The 18,886-nt window shown below is 65.5% G+C and carries 19 protein-coding genes and 2 tRNA genes; 2 read left to right on the forward strand and 19 right to left on the reverse strand.

Features of this window, described 5'->3' with window-relative positions; genetic code table 11:
- Nucleotides 1-85, forward strand: a tRNA-Leu gene (locus tag PA01_04455).
- A gap of 128 nt (nt 86-213) precedes the next feature.
- Nucleotides 214-298, forward strand: a tRNA-Leu gene (locus PA01_04460).
- Between the two features lie 74 nt (nt 299-372).
- Here the strand turns inward: PA01_04460 and PA01_04465 are convergent.
- The 19 genes from PA01_04465 to PA01_04555 all read right to left on the reverse strand — a co-directional run bounded on the left by PA01_04465 (nt 373) and on the right by PA01_04555 (nt 18,806).
- Nucleotides 373-1,683 (reverse strand): adenylosuccinate synthase, encoded by a 1,311-nt coding sequence (locus PA01_04465; GenBank protein ID KON80970.1) that lies wholly within the window; start codon nt 1,681-1,683, stop codon nt 373-375.
- Between the two features lie 5 nt (nt 1,684-1,688).
- On the reverse strand, nt 1,689-2,843 hold the full coding sequence (locus tag PA01_04470; GenBank protein ID KON80971.1) for an ATP phosphoribosyltransferase regulatory subunit: 1,155 nt from the start codon (nt 2,841-2,843) through the stop codon (nt 1,689-1,691).
- Nucleotides 2,844-2,848: 5 nt separating this feature from the next.
- On the reverse strand, nt 2,849-3,034 hold the full coding sequence (locus PA01_04475) for a DUF2065 domain-containing protein (protein KON80972.1): 186 nt from the start codon (nt 3,032-3,034) through the stop codon (nt 2,849-2,851).
- A 4-nt stretch (nt 3,035-3,038) separates the two neighbouring features.
- The gene (gene hflC, locus PA01_04480; protein KON80973.1) at nt 3,039-3,920 is read right to left on the reverse strand and encodes a protease modulator HflC; all 882 of its coding nucleotides are present in this window, start codon (nt 3,918-3,920) and stop codon (nt 3,039-3,041) included.
- Nucleotides 3,920-5,179 carry an FtsH protease activity modulator HflK gene (gene hflK, locus PA01_04485; protein ID KON80974.1) on the reverse strand — a complete coding sequence of 420 codons (1,260 nt, stop codon included), beginning with the start codon at nt 5,177-5,179 and terminating at the stop codon, nt 3,920-3,922. Before hflK ends, hflC begins: the two co-directional genes overlap by 1 nt.
- 14 nt (nt 5,180-5,193) lie before the next feature.
- On the reverse strand, nt 5,194-6,351 hold the full coding sequence (gene hflX, locus PA01_04490; protein KON80975.1) for a GTPase HflX: 1,158 nt from the start codon (nt 6,349-6,351) through the stop codon (nt 5,194-5,196).
- Between the two features lie 44 nt (nt 6,352-6,395).
- Nucleotides 6,396-6,641 (reverse strand): RNA chaperone Hfq, encoded by a 246-nt coding sequence (hfq, locus tag PA01_04495; protein KON80976.1) that lies wholly within the window; start codon nt 6,639-6,641, stop codon nt 6,396-6,398.
- 92 nt (nt 6,642-6,733) lie between these two features.
- Nucleotides 6,734-8,062, reverse strand: coding sequence for a ribosome biogenesis GTPase Der (gene der, locus PA01_04500; protein KON80977.1), 1,329 nt, complete (start codon nt 8,060-8,062; stop codon nt 6,734-6,736).
- 14 nt (nt 8,063-8,076) lie between these two features.
- On the reverse strand, nt 8,077-9,219 hold the full coding sequence (gene bamB, locus PA01_04505) for an outer membrane protein assembly factor BamB (protein KON80978.1): 1,143 nt from the start codon (nt 9,217-9,219) through the stop codon (nt 8,077-8,079).
- Between the two features lie 3 nt (nt 9,220-9,222).
- On the reverse strand, nt 9,223-9,870 hold the full coding sequence (locus PA01_04510; GenBank protein ID KON80979.1) for a tetratricopeptide repeat protein: 648 nt from the start codon (nt 9,868-9,870) through the stop codon (nt 9,223-9,225).
- Complete coding sequence (gene hisS / locus PA01_04515; protein KON82303.1) at nt 9,857-11,155, reverse strand: histidine--tRNA ligase; 1,299 nt, start codon at nt 11,153-11,155, stop codon at nt 9,857-9,859. The genes PA01_04510 and hisS overlap by 14 nt, the downstream gene beginning before the upstream one ends.
- A gap of 28 nt (nt 11,156-11,183) precedes the next feature.
- Nucleotides 11,184-12,428: a flavodoxin-dependent (E)-4-hydroxy-3-methylbut-2-enyl-diphosphate synthase gene (gene ispG / locus PA01_04520; GenBank protein ID KON80980.1), complete on the reverse strand. Its 1,245-nt coding sequence runs from the start codon at nt 12,426-12,428 to the stop codon at nt 11,184-11,186.
- A gap of 6 nt (nt 12,429-12,434) precedes the next feature.
- A complete protein-coding gene (locus PA01_04525) occupies nt 12,435-13,367 on the reverse strand; it encodes a helix-turn-helix domain-containing protein (protein KON82304.2) in 933 nt (310 codons plus the stop codon).
- Complete coding sequence (gene pilW / locus PA01_04530) at nt 13,364-14,161, reverse strand: type IV pilus biogenesis/stability protein PilW (protein ID KON82305.2); 798 nt, start codon at nt 14,159-14,161, stop codon at nt 13,364-13,366. The genes PA01_04525 and pilW overlap by 4 nt, the downstream gene beginning before the upstream one ends.
- A 2-nt stretch (nt 14,162-14,163) precedes the next feature.
- Entirely contained in the window at nt 14,164-15,294 is a 1,131-nt protein-coding gene (gene rlmN, locus PA01_04535) for a 23S rRNA (adenine(2503)-C(2))-methyltransferase RlmN (protein ID KON80981.1), read from the reverse strand.
- Between the two features lie 86 nt (nt 15,295-15,380).
- Nucleotides 15,381-15,806: a nucleoside-diphosphate kinase gene (gene ndk / locus PA01_04540; protein ID KON80982.1), complete on the reverse strand. Its 426-nt coding sequence runs from the start codon at nt 15,804-15,806 to the stop codon at nt 15,381-15,383.
- A gap of 131 nt (nt 15,807-15,937) precedes the next feature.
- Nucleotides 15,938-16,831, reverse strand: coding sequence for a succinate--CoA ligase subunit alpha (gene sucD / locus PA01_04545; protein ID KON80983.1), 894 nt, complete (start codon nt 16,829-16,831; stop codon nt 15,938-15,940).
- 11 nt (nt 16,832-16,842) lie between these two features.
- Entirely contained in the window at nt 16,843-18,003 is a 1,161-nt protein-coding gene (sucC, locus tag PA01_04550; protein KON80984.1) for an ADP-forming succinate--CoA ligase subunit beta, read from the reverse strand.
- 248 nt (nt 18,004-18,251) lie between these two features.
- A complete protein-coding gene (locus tag PA01_04555) occupies nt 18,252-18,806 on the reverse strand; it encodes a DUF2889 domain-containing protein (protein ID KON80985.1) in 555 nt (184 codons plus the stop codon).
- Between the last annotated feature and the right edge of the window lie 80 nt (nt 18,807-18,886).

An 18,886-nucleotide genomic window follows, 5' to 3' on the forward strand; every position in this document is an offset into this window, starting at 1 on the left:
GCCCAGATGGCGGAATTGGTAGACGCACTAGTTTCAGGTACTAGCGCTGCGAGGCGTGGAGGTTCGAGTCCTCTTCTGGGCACCAGTTCTGCAGGAAAGCCGACCTCGAGTCGGCTTTTTTGTTGCCTGTGCTTCTTGTCACGGAGTCGTCGCAGGCGGAAATCGGCGACCCGCTTTGCCAAAACCCCACTTGTCGGTATACTCCGTCCGCCTGCCCAGATGGCGGAATTGGTAGACGCACTAGTTTCAGGTACTAGCGCCGCGAGGCGTGGAGGTTCGAGTCCTCTTCTGGGCACCAGATCCAAGCAAAAGCCGGTCATTCGACCGGCTTTTGCTTTTTCCAGCGCTGCGCGAGCGTCGCGACTCCCGCACTCACGCACCGAACGGATGGCGGCGCAGGATCGTTTCGTCACGCTCGGGGCCAGTCGAGATCACGTCGATCGCAATCTCGCAGATCTCCTCGATGCGGTGCAGATACGCGCGCGCTTCCTGCGGCAGCGCATCCCAGCTCTGCGCGCCGAAAGTCGTGCCGCTCCAGCCCGCCATCGTCTCGAAGATCGGCTCGCAGCGCGTGACTTCCTCGGAGCCCATCGGCAGCAGGTCGATGCGCTGGCCGTCGAGCATGTAGCCGGTGCACAGCTTCAGCTCCGCCAAGCCGTCGAGCACGTCGAGCTTCGTGATGCACAGGCCGGTCACGCCGTTGATGATGATCGAGCGCTTCAAAGCGGCGAGATCGAGCCAGCCGCAGCGGCGCTTGCGGCCGGTGACCGTGCCGAACTCCCGCCCTTTCGACGACATCTGCTGTCCCGGCGTACCGGCGGTCTCGATGTCGAGTTCGGTCGGGAACGGTCCGCCGCCGACGCGCGTGCAATAGGCTTTCGTGATCCCGAGCACGTAATGCAGGCGCCCCGGCCCGACGCCCGAGCCCGCGGCCGCCTGACCGGCGACGCAGTTGCTCGACGTGACGAACGGATAGGTGCCGTGGTCGATGTCGAGCAGCGTGCCCTGCGCGCCTTCGAACAACAGGCTGCCGCCGGACTTGTTGACGGCATACAGTTCGGCGGACACGTCGGCGACCATCGGCCGGATCTCTTCCGCGTCAGCCATCGCCTGCTCGAACACCGGCCCGAATTCGACCGCCTCGGCGCCGAGGTGCTGCGTCAGCACGAAGTTGTGATAGTCGAGGTTCGCGCGCAGTTTCTCGGCAAAGCGCTCGCGGTCGAACAGGTCATAGACGCGCAGCGCGCGCCGTGCGACCTTGTCCTCGTAAGTCGGGCCGATGCCCTTGCCGGTCGTGCCGATCTTGTCGCCCGCGCTTTTCGCTGCCTCGCGCGCGCGGTCGAGCGCCGCATGGTAGCCGAGGATCAGCGGACAGCCCGGGCTGATGCGCAGCCGCTCGCGCACCTTGATGCCGCCCGATTCGAGCGTGCGGATCTCGGACAGCAGGTGGTGCGCGTCGAGCACGACGCCATTGCCGATGTAGCACGCGACGCCTTCGCGCACGATGCCCGACGGCACGAGGTTCAGCTTGTATTCGTTCGCGCCGATCACCAGCGTGTGCCCGGCGTTGTGCCCGCCCTGAAAGCGCACCACACCGCGCGCATGATCGGTCAGCCAGTCGACGATCTTGCCTTTGCCTTCGTCGCCCCACTGGGTGCCGACAACCACTACGTTCTTCGCCATTTACTTCATTCTCCCTGAAGCGATTCGACCGTCCAGCAGCCGTCACGCCTGATCAGTTGCCGATCGCAACCGGCCTCGTTCCAGCTTCCGTCATGGCCGGGGAGTTCGGTCATCACGACCTCTCCCCGGCTGCGCAATTGTGCAATGGCCGTTTGCAGCCCGGCGTCGCCATCGGCCGGCGCGAGAATCGCGCCGGGCTGCCCCGCATCCGCGAGGCGCACCGCCAGTTCGCGCAGGTCGAGGCTGAAGCCGGTGGCCGGCCGTCCGCGGCCGAAGGCTTCCCCGATGCGGTCGTAGCGCCCGCCGAGCGCAAGCGCCGCCGGCGAGCCGCCGCCATACGCCGCGAACACGACGCCGCTGTGGTAATGGTAGCCGCGCAGGTCTGCCAGATCGAAGCTGATCGGCAGATCGCCGAGCGCCGCGGCGAGGCGGCTCAGATCGTCGAGCGCCGCGCGGATTTCAGCGTCGTCGGGCAGGCACCCCCGTGCCTTGGCGAGCACCTCGGCGCCGCCATAAAGGCCCGGCAACGCGAGCAGCGCGGAGCGCACCGGCTCGGCGACGCCGGCGACGAGCTCGCGCAGGTCCGGGAGCGCCTTTGCCTGAAGCAGGTCGAAGAGTTCCTCCTCGCGTCCCGGCACCATGCCGGCGCGCGCGGCGAGGACACGGAACAGGCCGACGTGCCCCAGGTCGATGCGGCTCGCAGGCACCTCCGCCAGGCGCATCACTTCGGCGAGCAGCCGGATGATTTCGATGTCGGCTTCAAGACCGGCGTGGCCGTAAATTTCGGCGCCGAGCTGCAGCGGCTCGCGCGTCGCCGTGAGCGTCGAAGGCAGGGTATGCAGCACGCTGCCGCAATAGCACAGCCGCGACACGCCACGACGATTCAGCAGGTGTGCGTCGATGCGCGCGACCTGCGGCGTCATGTCGGCACGCACGCCCATCGTGCGGCCGGACAACTGGTCGACGAGCTTGAACGTCCGCAGCTTGAGATCCTGCCCCGCTCCGGTCGTCAGGGAGTCGAGATATTCGAGCAGCGGCGGCACCACGAGCTGATAGCCGTGGGAGCGGAACGCATCGAGCAGGCGACGGCGCAGACGCTCGATCTTGTCTGCTTCGGCCGGCAACGCGTCCTGGATGTGATCGGGAAGAACCCAGCGCATGATAGTCAGGAAAGGAGAAACAGCAGCAGGATGCCGATCAGCATCGACGACAGTCCGATGAAGCGGATCTGACCGTCGGCCATCTGCGCCAGCCGCAAAAAAGTTTCGCGCCAAGCGGCCGGCGCGACAAAGGGCAGGATGCCTTCGATCACCAGCATCAGTGCGAAGGCCATCAACAAGGTGTTGCCCATCCGTTCAGTTCTTGCTGCCCCCGCCGGAATCCTTCATGAATCTGAAAAACTCCGAACTCGGGTCTACGACCAGCAGGTCGTTCTTGCTGTCGAAGGTCTGGCGGTAGGCCTCGAGGCTGCGGTAGAACGAGTAGAACTCCGGATTCTGGCCATACGCTTCACCGTAGACGCTGGTCGCCTTCGCGTCGCCTGCACCCTTCGCCTGCTGCGCGTCGCGGTAGGCCTCGGCGATGATGACTTCGCGCTGACGATCCGCATCGGCCCGTATCTTCTCGGCAATCGCCCCGCCTTCGGAGCGCAGCTCGTTGGCGACGCGCTTGCGCTCCGCCTCCATGCGCCGATAGACCGACTCCGACACCTCGAGCGGCAGGTCGACGCGCTTGAGCCGCACGTCGAGGATCTGGACGCCGATCTTGCGTGCGTCCTCGTCCGCCCGGCTGCGCATGTCTTCCATGATCTGGTCGCGCGCGCCGGACACCACGTCATGCACGGTGCGCCGGCCGAATTCCTCGCGCAGTCCGGAATTGACCGTCTGCAGCAAACGGATGCGCGCGCGCGCCTCGTCCCCGGCGACCGAGACGTAATAGAGCTTCGGGTCGATGATTCGCCACTTGACGAAGTGGTCGACGAGGACGTTCTTCTTCTCCGCGGTGATGAAGCGCTCCGGCTCCGGCGTATCCATCGTCAGGATGCGGCGGTCGAAAAAGCGCACATTCTGAATCATCGGCCACTTGAAGTTCAGGCCCGGCTTGTCGATGACTTCCTTGACCTCACCGAGTTGGAATACCACCGCGAACTGACGCTGATCGACGGTGAACAGCGTCATTGACGCCAGGACGCCGATAAACAGCAGCGCGCCCGCTACGAGCGACATCTTGTCACGCATCAACGCTCTCCCCGCTCACGGTCACGCAACACATCGCGGCTGCGGGCATCGAAGGAACTGTCGGCACGCGGTGCCGAGACGGGCGCCGCCGGCGCCGGAGGTGACGAAGTCACCGGTTCCTGCGCTGCCTGCGCCGCACCGACGCCCTGCAGGAGCTTGTCGAGCGGCATCAGGAGCAGATTCCCGTTGCCCTTCGCATCCACCATGACTTTGCTGGAATTCGACATCACGTGCTGCATCGTGTCCAGATACATCCGCTCGCGCGTCACCTCCGGCGCGCGCCGGTATTCTTCGAGCACCTGCGTGAAGCGGCTGGCTTCGCCCTCGGCATTGGCCACGACCCGCTCCCGATAGGCGTTCGCCTCCTCGATGAGGCGCGATGCCGTACCGCGGGCGCGCGGAATCACGTCGTTCGCGTAGGCTTCGCCTTCGTTGCGCGCGCGCTCACGGTCCTGACCGGCTTTCACGGCGTCGTCGAAGGCTGCCTGGACCTGCTCCGGCGGCTGCGCGTTCTGCATCGTCACGCGGCTGACCTGGATGCCGGTTTCGTAACGATCCAGAATTTTCTGGATCAGTTCGTGCGCGCTCGCCGCGATCTGTTCGCGTCCTTCATACAGCACGAAATCCATCTTGCTTCTGCCGACGATCTCACGCATCGCCGATTCGGCGGCCTGGATCACCGACTCGTCGGGAAAGCGGTTGTTGAACAGGTAGTTTTCGGGACTGCTGAGCACGTACTGGACCGCGAACTGGATGTTGATGATGTTTTCGTCATCGGTCAGCATCAGCGACTCACGCAGCACCTTGTTGCGCTCGGTGCCGCGATACCCGACTTCGACGGTCCGCACCCCGGTCAGATCGACGATCTCGTTGCTCTCGATCGGATACGGCAGGCGCCAGCGCAGGCCGGGATCGGTGGTCTGCACGAAGTTGCCGAAGCGCAGCACGACGCCGCGCTGGTTCGCGTCGACGATGTAGAAACCGCTCGCGAGCCAGACGATGAAGATGAGCGCCAGCAGGGCACCGATTCCGCCGCCGAACTGGCGGAACGAAATCTGCGGCATCTGCGGTCCGCCGCCGCCTCCACCGCTGCCGCCGTTACGGCCGCGCTTGCCACCGAACATGCTCGACAGCCGCTGGTTGAAGTCGCGCCAGATATCTTCGAGATCCGGGGGACCCTGGTTCCCGCCGCGATTTCCGTCGCCGCGTTTGCCGTCGTCATTGCCCTGGTTGCCCCAGCGAGGGTCATTGAGTGACATTAGAACGCCTGTAATCACGTTTGAATAGGATCGATGTCGATGAGATTCGGCGAAGATCCCGCAGGATCTTCCGGGGCAGCCGCGGCCGTGCGTGCCGCTTCGGCCAGAGCATCGCGCAGCAGGCCCAGTCCTTCGCCTGTCCTGGCGCTCAAAAAAACGCGGTCGATCTTACCATACTCATCCCGATTGACCGCCGCCTCGGCCTGGGTGAGGTCGATCTTGTTCATCACCATGATCTGCGGCACGTCGCCCGCGCCGATCTCGACGAGCACGCGGTTGACCGCATCGACCTGCGCCTCGCGATCCTCGCTGGCGGCATCGACGACATGCAGCAGCAGGTCGGCGCTGGCGGTTTCCTCGAGCGTCGAGTGAAAGGCTGCGACCAGTGAATGCGGAAGATCGCGAATGAAGCCGACGGTATCCGAGAGCACGACGTTGCCTCCCTCGCCGACATACAGGCGGCGCGAAGTGGTGTCGAGCGTCGCGAACAGCTGGTCAGCCGCGTACGCACCGGCTTTCGTCAGCGCATTGAAAAGCGTCGATTTGCCGGCGTTGGTATATCCGACGAGGGACACCGACAGCACGCCGCGCCCGAGCCGGCCGCGTCGGCGCACGCGCCGCTGCTTTTCGATCCGCGCGAGCCGCTCTTTCAGCGTCCTGACCCGCATGCCGAGCAGGCGACGGTCGGTTTCGAGCTGCGTCTCGCCCGGCCCGCGCAGGCCGATGCCGCCTTTTTGGCGCTCGAGGTGAGTCCAGCCGCGCACGAGCCGGGTCGACAGATGGTCGAGCTGCGCGAGTTCGACCTGCAGCTTGCCTTCGTGGCTGCGCGCGCGCTGCGCGAAGATGTCGAGGATCAGCGCCGTGCGGTCGATGACCCGGCATTCGAGCGAGCGCTCGAGGTTGCGCTGCTGTGCCGGCGACAGCGCATGATTGAAAATGACGAGGTCGGCGTCATGAGCGCGCAACGCCTCGGCGATCTCGTCGACTTTCCCGCGCCCGGCGAACAGCGCGGGATCGGGCTTGGCGCGTCGCCCGCCGATGACCGCTTCGACACTCGCGCCTGCGCTGACGGCGAGCAGCCTGAGTTCGGAAAGGCGTTCGTCGAGTGCGCCCTGATTCAGATCGAGTTGAACAAGAACCGCCCGCTCACCGGAAGCAGGACGCTCAAACATGGAGACTCGACAAAGCCGGGAATGACAACTTGATGGGTCGCAGCTCAGCTATTGCCGTCACCCGCATCCTGCTGCTGGATATTCACCGGACGTGCTGGCACGACCGTGGAAATCGCATGCTTGTACACCATCTGGGTAACCGTGTTCTTCAGCAGAACGACGTATTGGTCGAAGGATTCGATCTGGCCCTGCAGCTTGATGCCATTCACCAGGTAAATCGCGACCGGCACATGCTCCCTGCGCAAGGTGTTCAGAAACGGGTCTTGTAGAAGTTGCCCTTTATTGCTCATTTTAAAACCTCGAAGCTCTATCTTCTTGTGAATGTAAAGGATTTTATGCTGCGCCGCAATATTGGCGCCGGCACGTCCTCCCGGTGCGGAGCCTATTCTTTCCCTATAAACGGATTGTGCGCAGTACGGAATTGTATCCGCAACGGCGTCCCCTGCAGCTTGAACGCCTCGATGAAGGTCCGTTCGAGATAGCGCACGTACGAGGTCGGCACATGATCGAGTGCCGCCCCGTGAATGACGACGACCGGGGGATTGTTGCCGCCCTGGTGCGCATAGCGCATCTTCGGCCGGAACACACCGTGACGCGGCGGCGCCTGTTTCGCGAGCGCCGCCTGCATCGTGCGCGTCAGGCGCGGCGTCGACAGGTTGATCATCGCGGCGGCATAGGCCGCGTCGACCGACTTCATCACCGCGGCAACGCCTGCGCCCTTCAGCGCCGATATGTAGTGAAAGCGCGCGAACGACAGGAAACTGAGCTTGCGGGCGAGGTCCTGCTTGATGAGCTCGCGACGGTAGTCGTCGACGTCGTCCCATTTATTGACCGCGACGACCAGCGCGCGGCCCGCCTCGAGGATGAAGCCCGCGATATGCGCGTCCTGGTCGGAAATGTCCTGCGACGCGTCGAGCACCAGAACGACGACGTTCGCCTGCTCGATCGCCTGCAGCGTCTTGATCACCGAGAACTTCTCGACCGCCTCGAACACTTTGCCGCGCCGGCGCAGCCCGGCGGTATCGATCAGCGTGTAGCGGCGCCCGTCGCGTTCGAACGGGATCGCGATGGCATCGCGGGTCGTGCCCGGCATGTCGAACGCGATGACGCGCTCCTCGCCGAGCAGGCTGTTGACGAAAGTCGACTTGCCGACGTTCGGGCGGCCGACGATCGCGATCCGTGGCGTGCGCCCCTCGTCTTCTTCGGGCTCGGCATCCGGCGGAAACGCGCCGAGCACGAGGTCGAGGAGCTGTTTCACGCCTTCGCCATGGGACGCGGAAACCGGCAGCGGATCGCCGAGTCCGAGCGCATGGAATTCGGCCGCGACCATCGTCCGCTCCATGCCTTCCGACTTGTTGACGACGAGATAGACCGGGCGCCCGGCGCGGCGCAGCCGCGCGGCGATCTGCTCGTCATGAGGCGTGAGGCCGCTGCGGCCGTCGACCATGAACAGCAGCGCATCGGCCTCGGCAATCGCCTGCTCGGCCTGCCGCGCCATCTCGTGCATGATGCCGTCCTTGGCGACGGGATCGAAGCCGGCCGTGTCGACGACGAGATAATCGCGGTCGCCGACGCGGCCGATGCCGTAGTGGCGGTCGCGCGTCAACCCGGGCTGGTCGGCCACGAGTGCGTCACGGGTTTTCGTCAGCCGGTTGAACAGCGTGGACTTGCCGACGTTGGGCCGGCCAACCAGAACTATTGTGGGTTTCAAGTGCTCATTCCCGCCTAGCGGACTTCAAAGACACGGATGTTGCCGTCACGCGTCTGGATGACAAAACCCTGGCCACCGAAGCGGCGCGGATCGGCAACGATCGCGCTGTCGTCGGCGCGCGCGCGCGCCGCGAAGGCACCGCTCTCGCGGTCGAGGAGATGCACGTAACCTTCGCTGTCGCCGACGGCGACGAAGTTCCCGGCGACAAGCGGGCGCGATACCGTGCGTCGCGCCAGCGCATCCTGTTTCCACGCGCTCGCGCCGCTGCCCGCGTCCAGCGCGTGGACTGCGTCCCTGTCGTCCGTGATGTAGACAAAGCGCGTGTCGCGATCCATGCCCGCGCTGCTCGAGAACTCGCGCGACCAGATCGCGTTGCCGTTGGTCGCGTCGAAGCACGCCGCGCGTCCCTGATAGGCCACCGCGCACACTTCGCGCCGCCCGAGCACCGGCGTTCCGGCGACGTCGGCAACGCGTTCGAGTTCGGTCGCGCCGCGCGGCGTCGCCACCGTCAGCTCCCACATCGGCCCGCCGTTCGCGAGATTGATCGCGACCAGCTTGCCGCCCGGGTAGCCGACGAGCGCCACCCCGCCTTCGATCGTCATGCCGGCGAAACTGCGCAGCGCTAGCGGCGGCGTCGGGCGCTGGAACACCCAGCGGCGACTGCCGTCGCGGGCATCGAGCCCGATCAGTCGACTGTCGGACGCGCGCACGACGATGACCGCGTCGGCCACTGCCGGCGGGGCGAGGACTTCGACACCGGCCGGAACGCGCCAGCGCAGTTCGCCGCTGGCAGCGTCGTACGCGACCACTTCGCCGCCGGTCGTCACGACGACTGCAAGGCGGCCGTCGCTGCCGACTCCCGCGGACAGGCGCTTGCCGACTTTCGCCGTCCACACCGCTTTGCCGTCCTGGTAGCGCGCGAGCGTGCCGTCATGCGCCGCCGCATAGACCGCGTCGCCGACGACCGCCGGCTGGAGCACGTACGGCCCGGACGAACCGATCTTCGTCTGCCAGAGCGTATGCAGCTCGGCCGAAGGCTTGAACGCGACGAGTTCGGCGGGCTTGGGCGTGGCCGAGGCAAAAGGATTCAGGGACGAGCAGCCGGCGGAAAGCGCGAGCGAGCCCGCGAGCAGCAGGGTGAGCAGAGGACGCGTCATCGCTCAGCCCTCCAGCGCCTGAAGCTTCACGCGGACCACTTCGCGCAGCGTCTCGCCGCCTTCGGTGCCGCCTTGCGCGATCGCGTCCAACGCGCCCTGGTAGGCGCTGCGGGCCTCGTCAGGCTTGCCGCTCGCCGCGAGCACATCACCGCGCAGGTCGGCGAAACGCCCTTTCAGCGCCGCATCGGGCTCGGCTTGCAGCCGGGTGAGCGCCTCGGCATGAGCGCCTTCGTCGAGCAACACGCTCGCGAGCCGCAGCCGCGCGATGTCACGCAGCGCCGCGTCGTCGCCGTGCTCCACGAGCCACTCGAGCTGGGCACGCGCGTTCTTTCCCTCGCCGGCGCTGAACTGCACGCCTGCCGACAGCAACGCGGCCATTTCGGCATAGGCGGTGCCGGAGAATTTTTCGATGATCTGGCCGGCGGCTTCGCGGGCCTTCTGCGCGTCGCCTCGCTCGGCGGCCTGCTGCACGACAAAATACAGCGCGCCGGCTTCGCTCGCCTGCTTGTTCTGGTACCACTTGAAGCCCTGCCAGCCGACCGACGCGAGCGCTGCCGCGACCGCGAGCGTCGTCACGAGCTTGCCGTACTGCGCCCACCAGGCTTTCAGCTCGGAAATCTGCTCCTGTTCTTCCAGATCATAAACTGCCATCTTCTTCCTCGTTTTCCGTGAACAGGCATTCGGCCACCGCATTGGCGAGGCCGTCGAGCGCGACGCGCTGCTGGCCGCCGGGGCCGCGCAACGGCTTGAGGCCAACTTCCCCCGTCGCTGCCTCGTCGTCACCGATGACGACTGCGATCGGTGCCCCGCTTGCATCCGCTTTCTTCATCTGTGACTTGAAGCTGCCGCCGCCGCAATGCGTCAACACCGCGAAGCCGTGGCCGCGCAGCGCCTCGGCGGCGCGAAAGGCGAGGCGTTGCGCCTGCTCGCCGAGATGCACGACATACACGTCCGGCTGGGCCGGTTCGGCCTCGCCGCCGCCTTCGCGCCACAGCGCGAGCAGCCGCTCGATGCCCATCGCGAAACCGGCCGCCGGCGCCGCACGGCCGCCGAGCTGTTCGACGAGGCTGTCGTAGCGGCCGCCCGCGCACACCGTGCCCTGCGCGCCGAGCCGCGTCGTGACCCACTCGAACACCGTGCGGTTGTAATAGTCGAGGCCGCGCACGAGGCGGTGGTTGATGCGGTACGGCACGCCGGCGTCCTTGAGCAGCACCTGCACGCCGTTGAAGTGCTTCAGCGAATCCTCGCCGAGGAAATCGAGCAGCTTGGGCGCGTTGTCGACGAGGTCCTGCAGCTCGGGGTTCTTCGTGTCGAGAATGCGCAGCGGATTGGTATGCAGGCGCCGCCTGCCATCGTCGTCGAGGCGCTCGCGATGCCCTTCGAGGTACGCGACGAGTTCCGCCCGGTGGCGCGCCCGCTCGTCCGGCGAACCCAGCGAGTTCAGCTCGAGTTTGACGTCCTCGAGCCCGAGGTCGTCCCACAGGCGCGCGCACATCAGGATGTGTTCGGCATCGATGTCGGGCCCGTCGAAGCCCAGCGCCTCGACACCGATCTGGTGAAACTGGCGGTAGCGCCCTTTCTGCGGCCGCTCGTGGCGGAACATCGGGCCGTGGTAGTAGAGGCGCTGCGCGCCGGTGGACAGCATCTTGTGCTGGATCGCGGCGCGCACGCAGGACGCCGTGCCTTCCGGGCGCAGCGTCAGCTGTTCACCGTTGAGCGCATCCTCGAACGAGTACATTTCCTTTTCGACGATGTCGGTGACTTCGCCGATCGCGCGCTTGAACAGCGGCGTCGGCTCGACGATCGGCATGCGGATCGGGCGGTAGCCGTAGCTGCGCAGCCAGTCCCGCACGATGTCTTCGAAATGCTCCCAGGCTTCGGCTTCGTCGGGCAGGATGTCGTTCATCCCGCGTACGGCCTGCAAGGCCTGAATCATCGGTTTTTTTTCTGTCATAAGCTGACGTTCAGCCCGCCTTTTTCACGTATCGGGTGGCCACGTAGTCGTCGACGATGGCCTTGAATTCGGTACCGATATTGTCGCCGCGCAGCGTAACGGTTTTCTCGCCATCGACGAACACCGGCGCCGCGGGCGTTTCGCCGGTGCCGGGCAGCGAGATGCCGATGTTCGCATGCTTGCTCTCGCCCGGCCCATTGACGACGCAGCCCATCACCGCGACGGTCATGTTCTCGACGCCGTCGTACTGTTCGCGCCACACCGGCATCTGGTCCCGCACGTAGGACTGGATACCCGACGCCAGCTCCTGGAAGAACGTGCTGGTCGTGCGTCCGCACCCCGGGCACGCGATCACCATCGGCGTGAACGCGCGCAGGCCCATCGTCTGCAGGATCTCCTGCGCGACGACGACTTCCTGCGTGCGGCTGCCGTTCGGTTCGGGCGTCAGCGAGATGCGGATCGTGTCGCCGATGCCTTCCTGCAGCAGCACCGCGAGCGCCGCGGTCGAGGCGACGATGCCTTTCGACCCCATTCCCGCTTCGGTCAGCCCGAGGTGCAGCGGATAGTCGCAGCGCGCCGCCAGATCGCGATACACCGCGATCAGGTCCTGCACGCTCGACACTTTCGCCGACAGGATGATGCGGTCGCCCCCGAGCCCGTATTCTTCGGCTTTCGCCGCCGATTCCAGCGCCGAGACGACGAGGGCTTCGCGCATCACCGCGTTCGCGTCGCGCGGCTGCGCGAGCTTCGCGTTCTGGTCCATGACGCGCGCCAGCACCGACGGATCGAGGCTGCCCCAGTTCACGCCGATGCGCACCGGCTTGTCGTGGCGGCACGCGATGTCGACGATCGCGGCGAACTGCGGATCGCGCTTCGCGCCGGCGCCGACGTTGCCCGGGTTGATGCGCAGCTTCGCCAGCGCCTCGGCGCAGGCCGGATGCTCGGCGAGCAGCTTGTGCCCGTTGTAGTGGAAGTCGCCGACGAGCGGCACGTCGACGTTGAGCGCCAGCAGGCGGTCGCGAATATGCGGCACGGCTTTCGCAGCCGCCTCGTTATTGACGGTGATGCGCACGAGCTCGGAGCCGGCGCGCGCGAGCTCGGCGACCTGCATCGCGGTGCCGAGCACATCGACGGTGTCGGTGTTCGTCATCGACTGCACGACCACCGGCGCGTCCGAACCGATGCTGACCCGCCCGACCCTGACCTGCCGGGTCTTGTGACGGACGAGTGATCCCGAAGAAGAATGCGTTGCCATTTCAGCTCACTTCACCGTCAGCTTTGCGACGCCGACGCGAATATGGGGAACAAGATCGAGCGGCTGTCCGCGAAATTCCGCGGTGACCTTGGGCGCATTGCCGACGACGAGCCGGAACGGCGGCTCGCCCTGGATCGTACGGGTGCTGCCTGCTGCATTGAGGCCGGAAAAAATGATCGTCCCGCTCGCGTCGCGCACCTCCACCCACGATTCACCGGCAAAACGGAACACGAGGTGCTCGACGCCCGGCAGTGCGGCGGGAACGTTCGTCGCCGCGCTGTCTTCGGGAACGGACGCGGGAGCGGCTTCCGGCAAAGGCGCCGCGACGGGCGCCGGCGGCGGCACATCATTCGTCGCGACGCCATCCGGCGCCACCGCAGCAGGCGAGGACAGTTGCGGCGCCACCTCGGGTTCGGCCGGGGGCGGAGGTTCGAGCGGCACCGACAAGGGCGTTGCCTCCCCTTCGGACGGCGCCAACTCGACCGCGCTGGGGTCAGTGTCCGGCATCTGGAACCAGTCGAAAAACCATCCTGCGACGACAACGGTCAATAAGGCGCCGGCGACCAGCGCCGCCGGCAGACGAGCGGAGCGCGTCGCCCTGCCGCTCGGCATCACGCCTTCGGCATTCGACAGCGGAGCGAGCTCGACCGGCATCGCAGCGGCGTTTTTTGCGAGGCCGGCGAGCAGCGCGGCCGGGTCGAGTCCGAGATACCGCCCGTAATTGCGCAGGAAGCCGCGAACAAACGCCGGCCCGGGCAGCAGATCGAAGCGCTCGGCTTCCATCGCCTCGACCTGCCTGGTCGTCAGTTTCAATGCGTACGCGACATCGCCCACGGTTTCGCGGCGGGCTTCGCGCGCGCGACGCAGGCTCTCTCCGACAGACGCTGGAGCAGCCGGCTCGCCCGCAGTCATGTTCTCTTCACGATGAACGTCGTTCACTCGTAATTTCCCTGATTCATTGCGCGATGTTCCACGCTGTCGGCGAAACGCCCGCGCAGCTGCGCCGCGTAGCTCGACTCGGCCTCGCGGTTGCCGAGCTTGCGTTCGGTGCGCACCCCGAGCCATACGGACTCCGGCGTCGGCTCGCTTTGCTGGTGCAACTGCACGAGATGGTTCCGCGCCAGCTCGTAGGCGTCGCGCCGGTAGGCAATCGCGGCAAGGTGGTAGAGCGCCTGCGCGTTCGAGGGGTCGAGCTCGACGGCGCGCTCGAACTCGGCCTCGGCCGCAGCGTCGTTGCCGCGCCGCAGGTGGCACAGACCCGCATTCGCGTAAGGTCGTGAAGGCGTGCGGTAATAAGGGTTGCGCGCGGCGAGCATGAGCCGTTCGAGCCCTTCCGCTTCCTGCCCGGACACGCACAGGAACCAGCCGTAACTGTTGTTGAATTCGGGGTCGTTCGGCGCCTTCTGCAGGGCGCGCAGGAAATTGTCGCGCGCCGCGTTGCGGTCGTCGATGAACATATAGACGAGACCCATCAGGTGGTACGCTGGCGCGTACGCGGAATCGCTCGCGAGCGCCGCCCGCGCCTCGTCGAGCGCAACCGCGTAGCGCCCGACCTGGAGATAGGCCATGCCGAGATCGACGTGGACCTTGGCGCTCGCCGTCATCGGATTCGTCGCCGGTACGTCGGAGACCGGCCGCTCCGAGATCGGGCGCCCGGCACCCGAGGGCGCCGCGCACGCGCTCAGCCCGGACACGACCGCGCAAAGGAGCAGGGGCACCGCGAACCCGCGCATCCTCAACGGCCCTCCATCGACTTCACCAGCCTGACCGTGCGCCGCGACCGGTCCTGCACTTGTCCCGCGAGCTGCCCGCACGCCGCATTCACGTCGTCGCCGCGCGTCTTGCGCGTCGTCGTGACGATGCCCGCGTCGCTGAGGATGCCGGCAAAGCGCCGGATGCGGTCCGCCGGGGAACGATCAAAGCCCGAATCCGGGAAAGGATTGAACGGGATCAGGTTGAACTTGCACGGCACGTCGCGCACCAGTTCGACCAGCGCGCGGGCGTGCGCGTCCGCGTCGTTGATGCCGTCGAGCATGACGTACTCGAAAGTCACGAAGTCGCGCGGCGCCCGTTCGAGGTAGCGCCGGCATGCGCCCATCAGCTCGCGCAACGGATATTTGCGATTGATCGGCACGAGGCGGTCGCGCAACGCATCGTCCGGCGCATGCAGCGACACCGCCAGTGCGACCGGGCATTCGTCGCGCAGGCGATCCATCGCCGGGACGATGCCGGACGTCGACACCGTCACGCGGCGGCGCGACAGTCCGTATGCGTGATCGTCGAGCATCAGCCGCAGTGCGGTGACGACGTTGTCGAAGTTCGCGAGCGGTTCGCCCATTCCCATCATCACGACGTTGCTGATGACGCGCCCGTTATCCGGCTCGCCGTCCCCGTCCTTCGAAGCTGTCGGTGACGCGCTGCCGCCGAGCAGCTTGTTCGCGAGCCACAGCTGGCCGATGATCTCCGCCGCCGAGAGGTTGCGGTTGAAACCCTGCTTGCCGGTCGAGCAGAATGCGCAGTCGAGGGCGCAGCCGGCCTGCGACGAGATGCACAGCGTGCCGCGGTTCGTCTCGGGAATGAACACCGCTTCGACCGCATTGGCGCTGCCAACATCGAGCAGCCATTTGCGCGTCCCGTCGGCCGACACCGAATCGCGGATCGCCCGGGGCGCGCGGATGCAGGCTTCTTCGGCGAGCTTCGCGCGCAGGCTTTTCGCCACGTCGGTCATGTTGCCGAAATCGGTTTCGCCGAAACGGTGCATCCAGCGCATCACCTGGCGCGCGCGAAAAGGCTTCTCGCCCCGTTCAGCGAACCAGTTGACGAGACCGTCGACGTCGAAATCGAGCAGGTTGACCGGTGTAAGCATCTGCGTTCCGTACAGCTCCCATAATGCAATCGGCCCGCTATCGATAAGATGCGCGGGCCGATGCGCGGGCTATCCCCGTGAGGGGTTCAGCGGGTGTAAACGTTCATGCCGGGAAAGAAGAAGGCAATTTCGACGGCCGCCGTTTCCGGCGCATCGGAACCATGGACCGCGTTCGCGTCGATGGATTCCGCAAAATCTGCACGAATCGTGCCGGCGTCGGCTTTTTTCGGATCGGTCGCACCCATCAGGTCGCGGTTCTTCGCAATCGCGCTCTCGCCTTCGAGCACCTGGATCATCACCGGCCCGGAAATCATGAAGGACACCAGATCCTTGAAGAACGGGCGCTCGCGGTGCACGGCGTAGAACTGGCCGGCTTCACGCTCGGACAGATGCACCATCTTCGATGCGATGATCTTCAGGCCTGCATCTTCGAAGCGCTGGTAGATCTTGCCGATCACGTTCTTCGCGACGGCGTCGGGCTTGATGATGGACAGGGTACGTTCGATTGCCATGAAAAACTCCGGATGGACGATAAGCGGAAAAAAGCGCAGCGGAGGATTCTAGCAGTTTTTCCCTGCCGGCTCCCAGCAACGAAAAGCGCCGGTCGAGCCGGCGCTTTTCCACTGCGCGGGGCGAATCGTGCTTACAGCATCGCCTTCAGCAGCTTGCCCATTTCGGACGGATTGCGGGTCACCTTGAAGCCGCACTCTTCCATGATCGCGAGCTTCGCGTCGGCAGTGTCCGCGCCACCCGAAATCAGCGCGCCGGCGTGGCCCATGCGCTTGCCGGCCGGCGCGGTGACGCCGGCGATGAAGCCGACGATCGGCTTCTTCATGTTTTCCTTGCACCACTGCGCGGCTTCGGCTTCGTCCGGACCGCCGATCTCACCGATCATGATCACCGCGTCGGTGTCCGGATCGTCGTTGAACATGCGCATCACGTCGATGTGCTTGAGGCCGTTGATCGGGTCGCCGCCGATACCGACTGCCGACGACTGGCCCAGACCGATTTCGGTCAGCTGCGCGACCGCTTCATAGGTCAGCGTGCCCGAGCGCGACACGACGCCGATGCGGCCCTTCTTGTGGATGTGACCCGGCATGATGCCGATCTTGATCTCGTCCGGCGTGATCAGCCCCGGGCAGTTCGGCCCGAGGAGCAGCGTTTCCTTGCCGCCGTTGGCGACTTTCTGCTTCATCTTGTTGCGCACGATGAGCATGTCGCGGACCGGGATGCCTTCGGTGATGCAGATCGCCAGGTCGAGGTCGGCTTCGACCGCTTCCCAGATCGCCGCGGCGGCGCCGGCCGGCGGCACGTAGATCACCGACACGGTCGCGCCCTGCGCTTCCTTCGCTTCCTTGACGGTGGCGTAGATCGGCACGCCTTCGAAATCCTCGCCGGCTTTCTTCGGGTTCACGCCGGCGACGAAGCAGTTCGCACCGTTCGCGTATTCGCGGCACTTCGAGGTGTGGAACATCCCGGTCTTGCCGGTGATGCCCTGGGTGATGACCTTGGTGTCTTTGTTGATGAGAATCGACATTCGGTGGCTCCTTACTTGACGGCAGCGACGATCTTCTCGGCCGCTTCGGCCATCGTATCGGCGGCGATGATCGGCAGGCCGGAATCCTTGAGGATCTGCTTGCCGAGGTCCTCGTTCGTGCCTTTCATGCGCACGACGAGCGGCACCGACAGATGCACTTCGCGCGCGGCGGCGACGACGCCGGCCGCGATCGTGTCGCAGCGCATGATGCCGCCGAAGATGTTGACGAGGATGCCCTTGACCTTCGGGTTCTTGAGCATGATCTTGAACGCTTCGGTGACTTTCTCGGTCGTCGCGCCACCGCCGACGTCGAGGAAGTTCGCCGGTTCGGCGCCGTACAGCTTGATCGTGTCCATCGTCGCCATCGCCAGACCGGCGCCGTTCACGAGGCAGCCGATGTTGCCGTCGAGCGAGATGTACGCCAGGTCGAACTTCGAAGCTTCGATTTCGGCCGGGTCTTCTTCATCGAGATCGCGGAACGCGACGATGTCGGGATGACGGAACAGCGCGTTCGAGTCGAAGTTGAACTTCGCGTCGAGCGCCTTGATGTTGCCGTTGCCCTCGAGGATCAGCGGATTGATTTCCGCGAGCGACGCATCGGTTTCCATGTAGCAGGTGTAGAGCTTCTTGAACGTGTCGACCGCGTTGTCGATCGACGCGTCGGGCACGCCGATGCCTTTCGCGAGTTCGGTCGCCTGCGCGTCGGTCAGGCCGACGAGCGGATCGACGAACACCTTGATGATCTTCTCGGGAGTGTTGTGCGCGACCTCCTCGATGTCCATGCCGCCTTCGGACGAGGCCATGATCGCCACCGCCTGCGTTGCACGGTCGGTCAGCGCCGCAACGTAGTATTCCTTCTTGATGTCTGCGCCTTCCTCGATCAGCAGGCGGCGGACTTTCTGCCCCTCGGGGCCGGTCTGGTGAGTCACCAGTTGCATGCCGAGAATATCGCCGGCATGCTGCTGCACTTCATGGATCGACCGCGCGAGCTTCACGCCGCCACCCTTGCCACGCCCCCCTGCGTGAATCTGGGCCTTGACGACCCAGATCGATCCGCCCAGCTGCTCGGCGGCCTTGACTGCTTCATCCACGGAAAAGCAGGGGATGCCGCGCGGCGTGACGACGCCGTACTTTCTCAACAGCTCTTTTGCCTGATACTCATGAATCTTCATGGTTGCCCTTCGATCGAAGACGCGACGCGCAAGCGGCGCGAACAGGTTGATGGGACGCTTCGGAGCTTCGCTCCGCGACGGGCGCCGTCTCCCTCGTCCGACGCACGCCGCTGCCGACCGGACAATGCAGTCCGGCCCTGTCTCATGACTCGCTCCCGAAAAGGGCGCGATCGCCGCAAGATCGCGGGATTATAACCGGAATTGCGCAGTGCGGAATTTCACCCCGGCCTGCCCGTACCCGATACGGATCACGCGTCGCTCGCCCGCCGCCGATGCCACTTCGGGTAGTACAGGCGCACGGTCTCGGTCGACGTCTCCAGCGCGTGGCAACGGTCGAGCTGGAACGGCTTCTCGTCGCCGTCCTCGTTGTCGCGGCGAAACGTGGCCAGCGTCTGGATGGCGGCGGTCGGCAGACTCAGCAGCAGCTCGGTCAGGTGCGAGCAGCCGCGGACGTCGCTGAACATTTCGCTGACGGTCCGGCGAAAACCGCGCATCAGGTTCAGGCCGATCAACTGCCGGTATGCGGGCGCGATCGTGTCGCAGCCACCCGGATACGGCACGCGCTCGGAACAGGCTTCTGCATCGACGATCGTGAAATCGGCGTCGAGGGTAACGCGCACCCTCATCTCGTGGATCGCATCGCCGGCCCGACGGACACCGGAAGCGAGCACATAGTCGAGCTCTTTCGTGTCCCGCAGGCACGCTTCGAGCTCGAGCATCCCGTCGTCGCGCCGATACCCCTCGACGCTTATCTGGCGTAGATGGGCTTTCTGGCGGGGAACACGCGGAGGAGGAAGGGGCATCGTCACGTACGGCAGCGTATGGGGATGTCGATCTTACCGTGAAATCCGCAAGCTTGACGGGGCGCCGACCGGGAAGACGA

The sequence above is a fragment of the Azoarcus sp. PA01 genome (assembly GCA_001274695.2).
Lineage (GTDB): Bacteria > Pseudomonadota > Gammaproteobacteria > Burkholderiales > Rhodocyclaceae > Aromatoleum.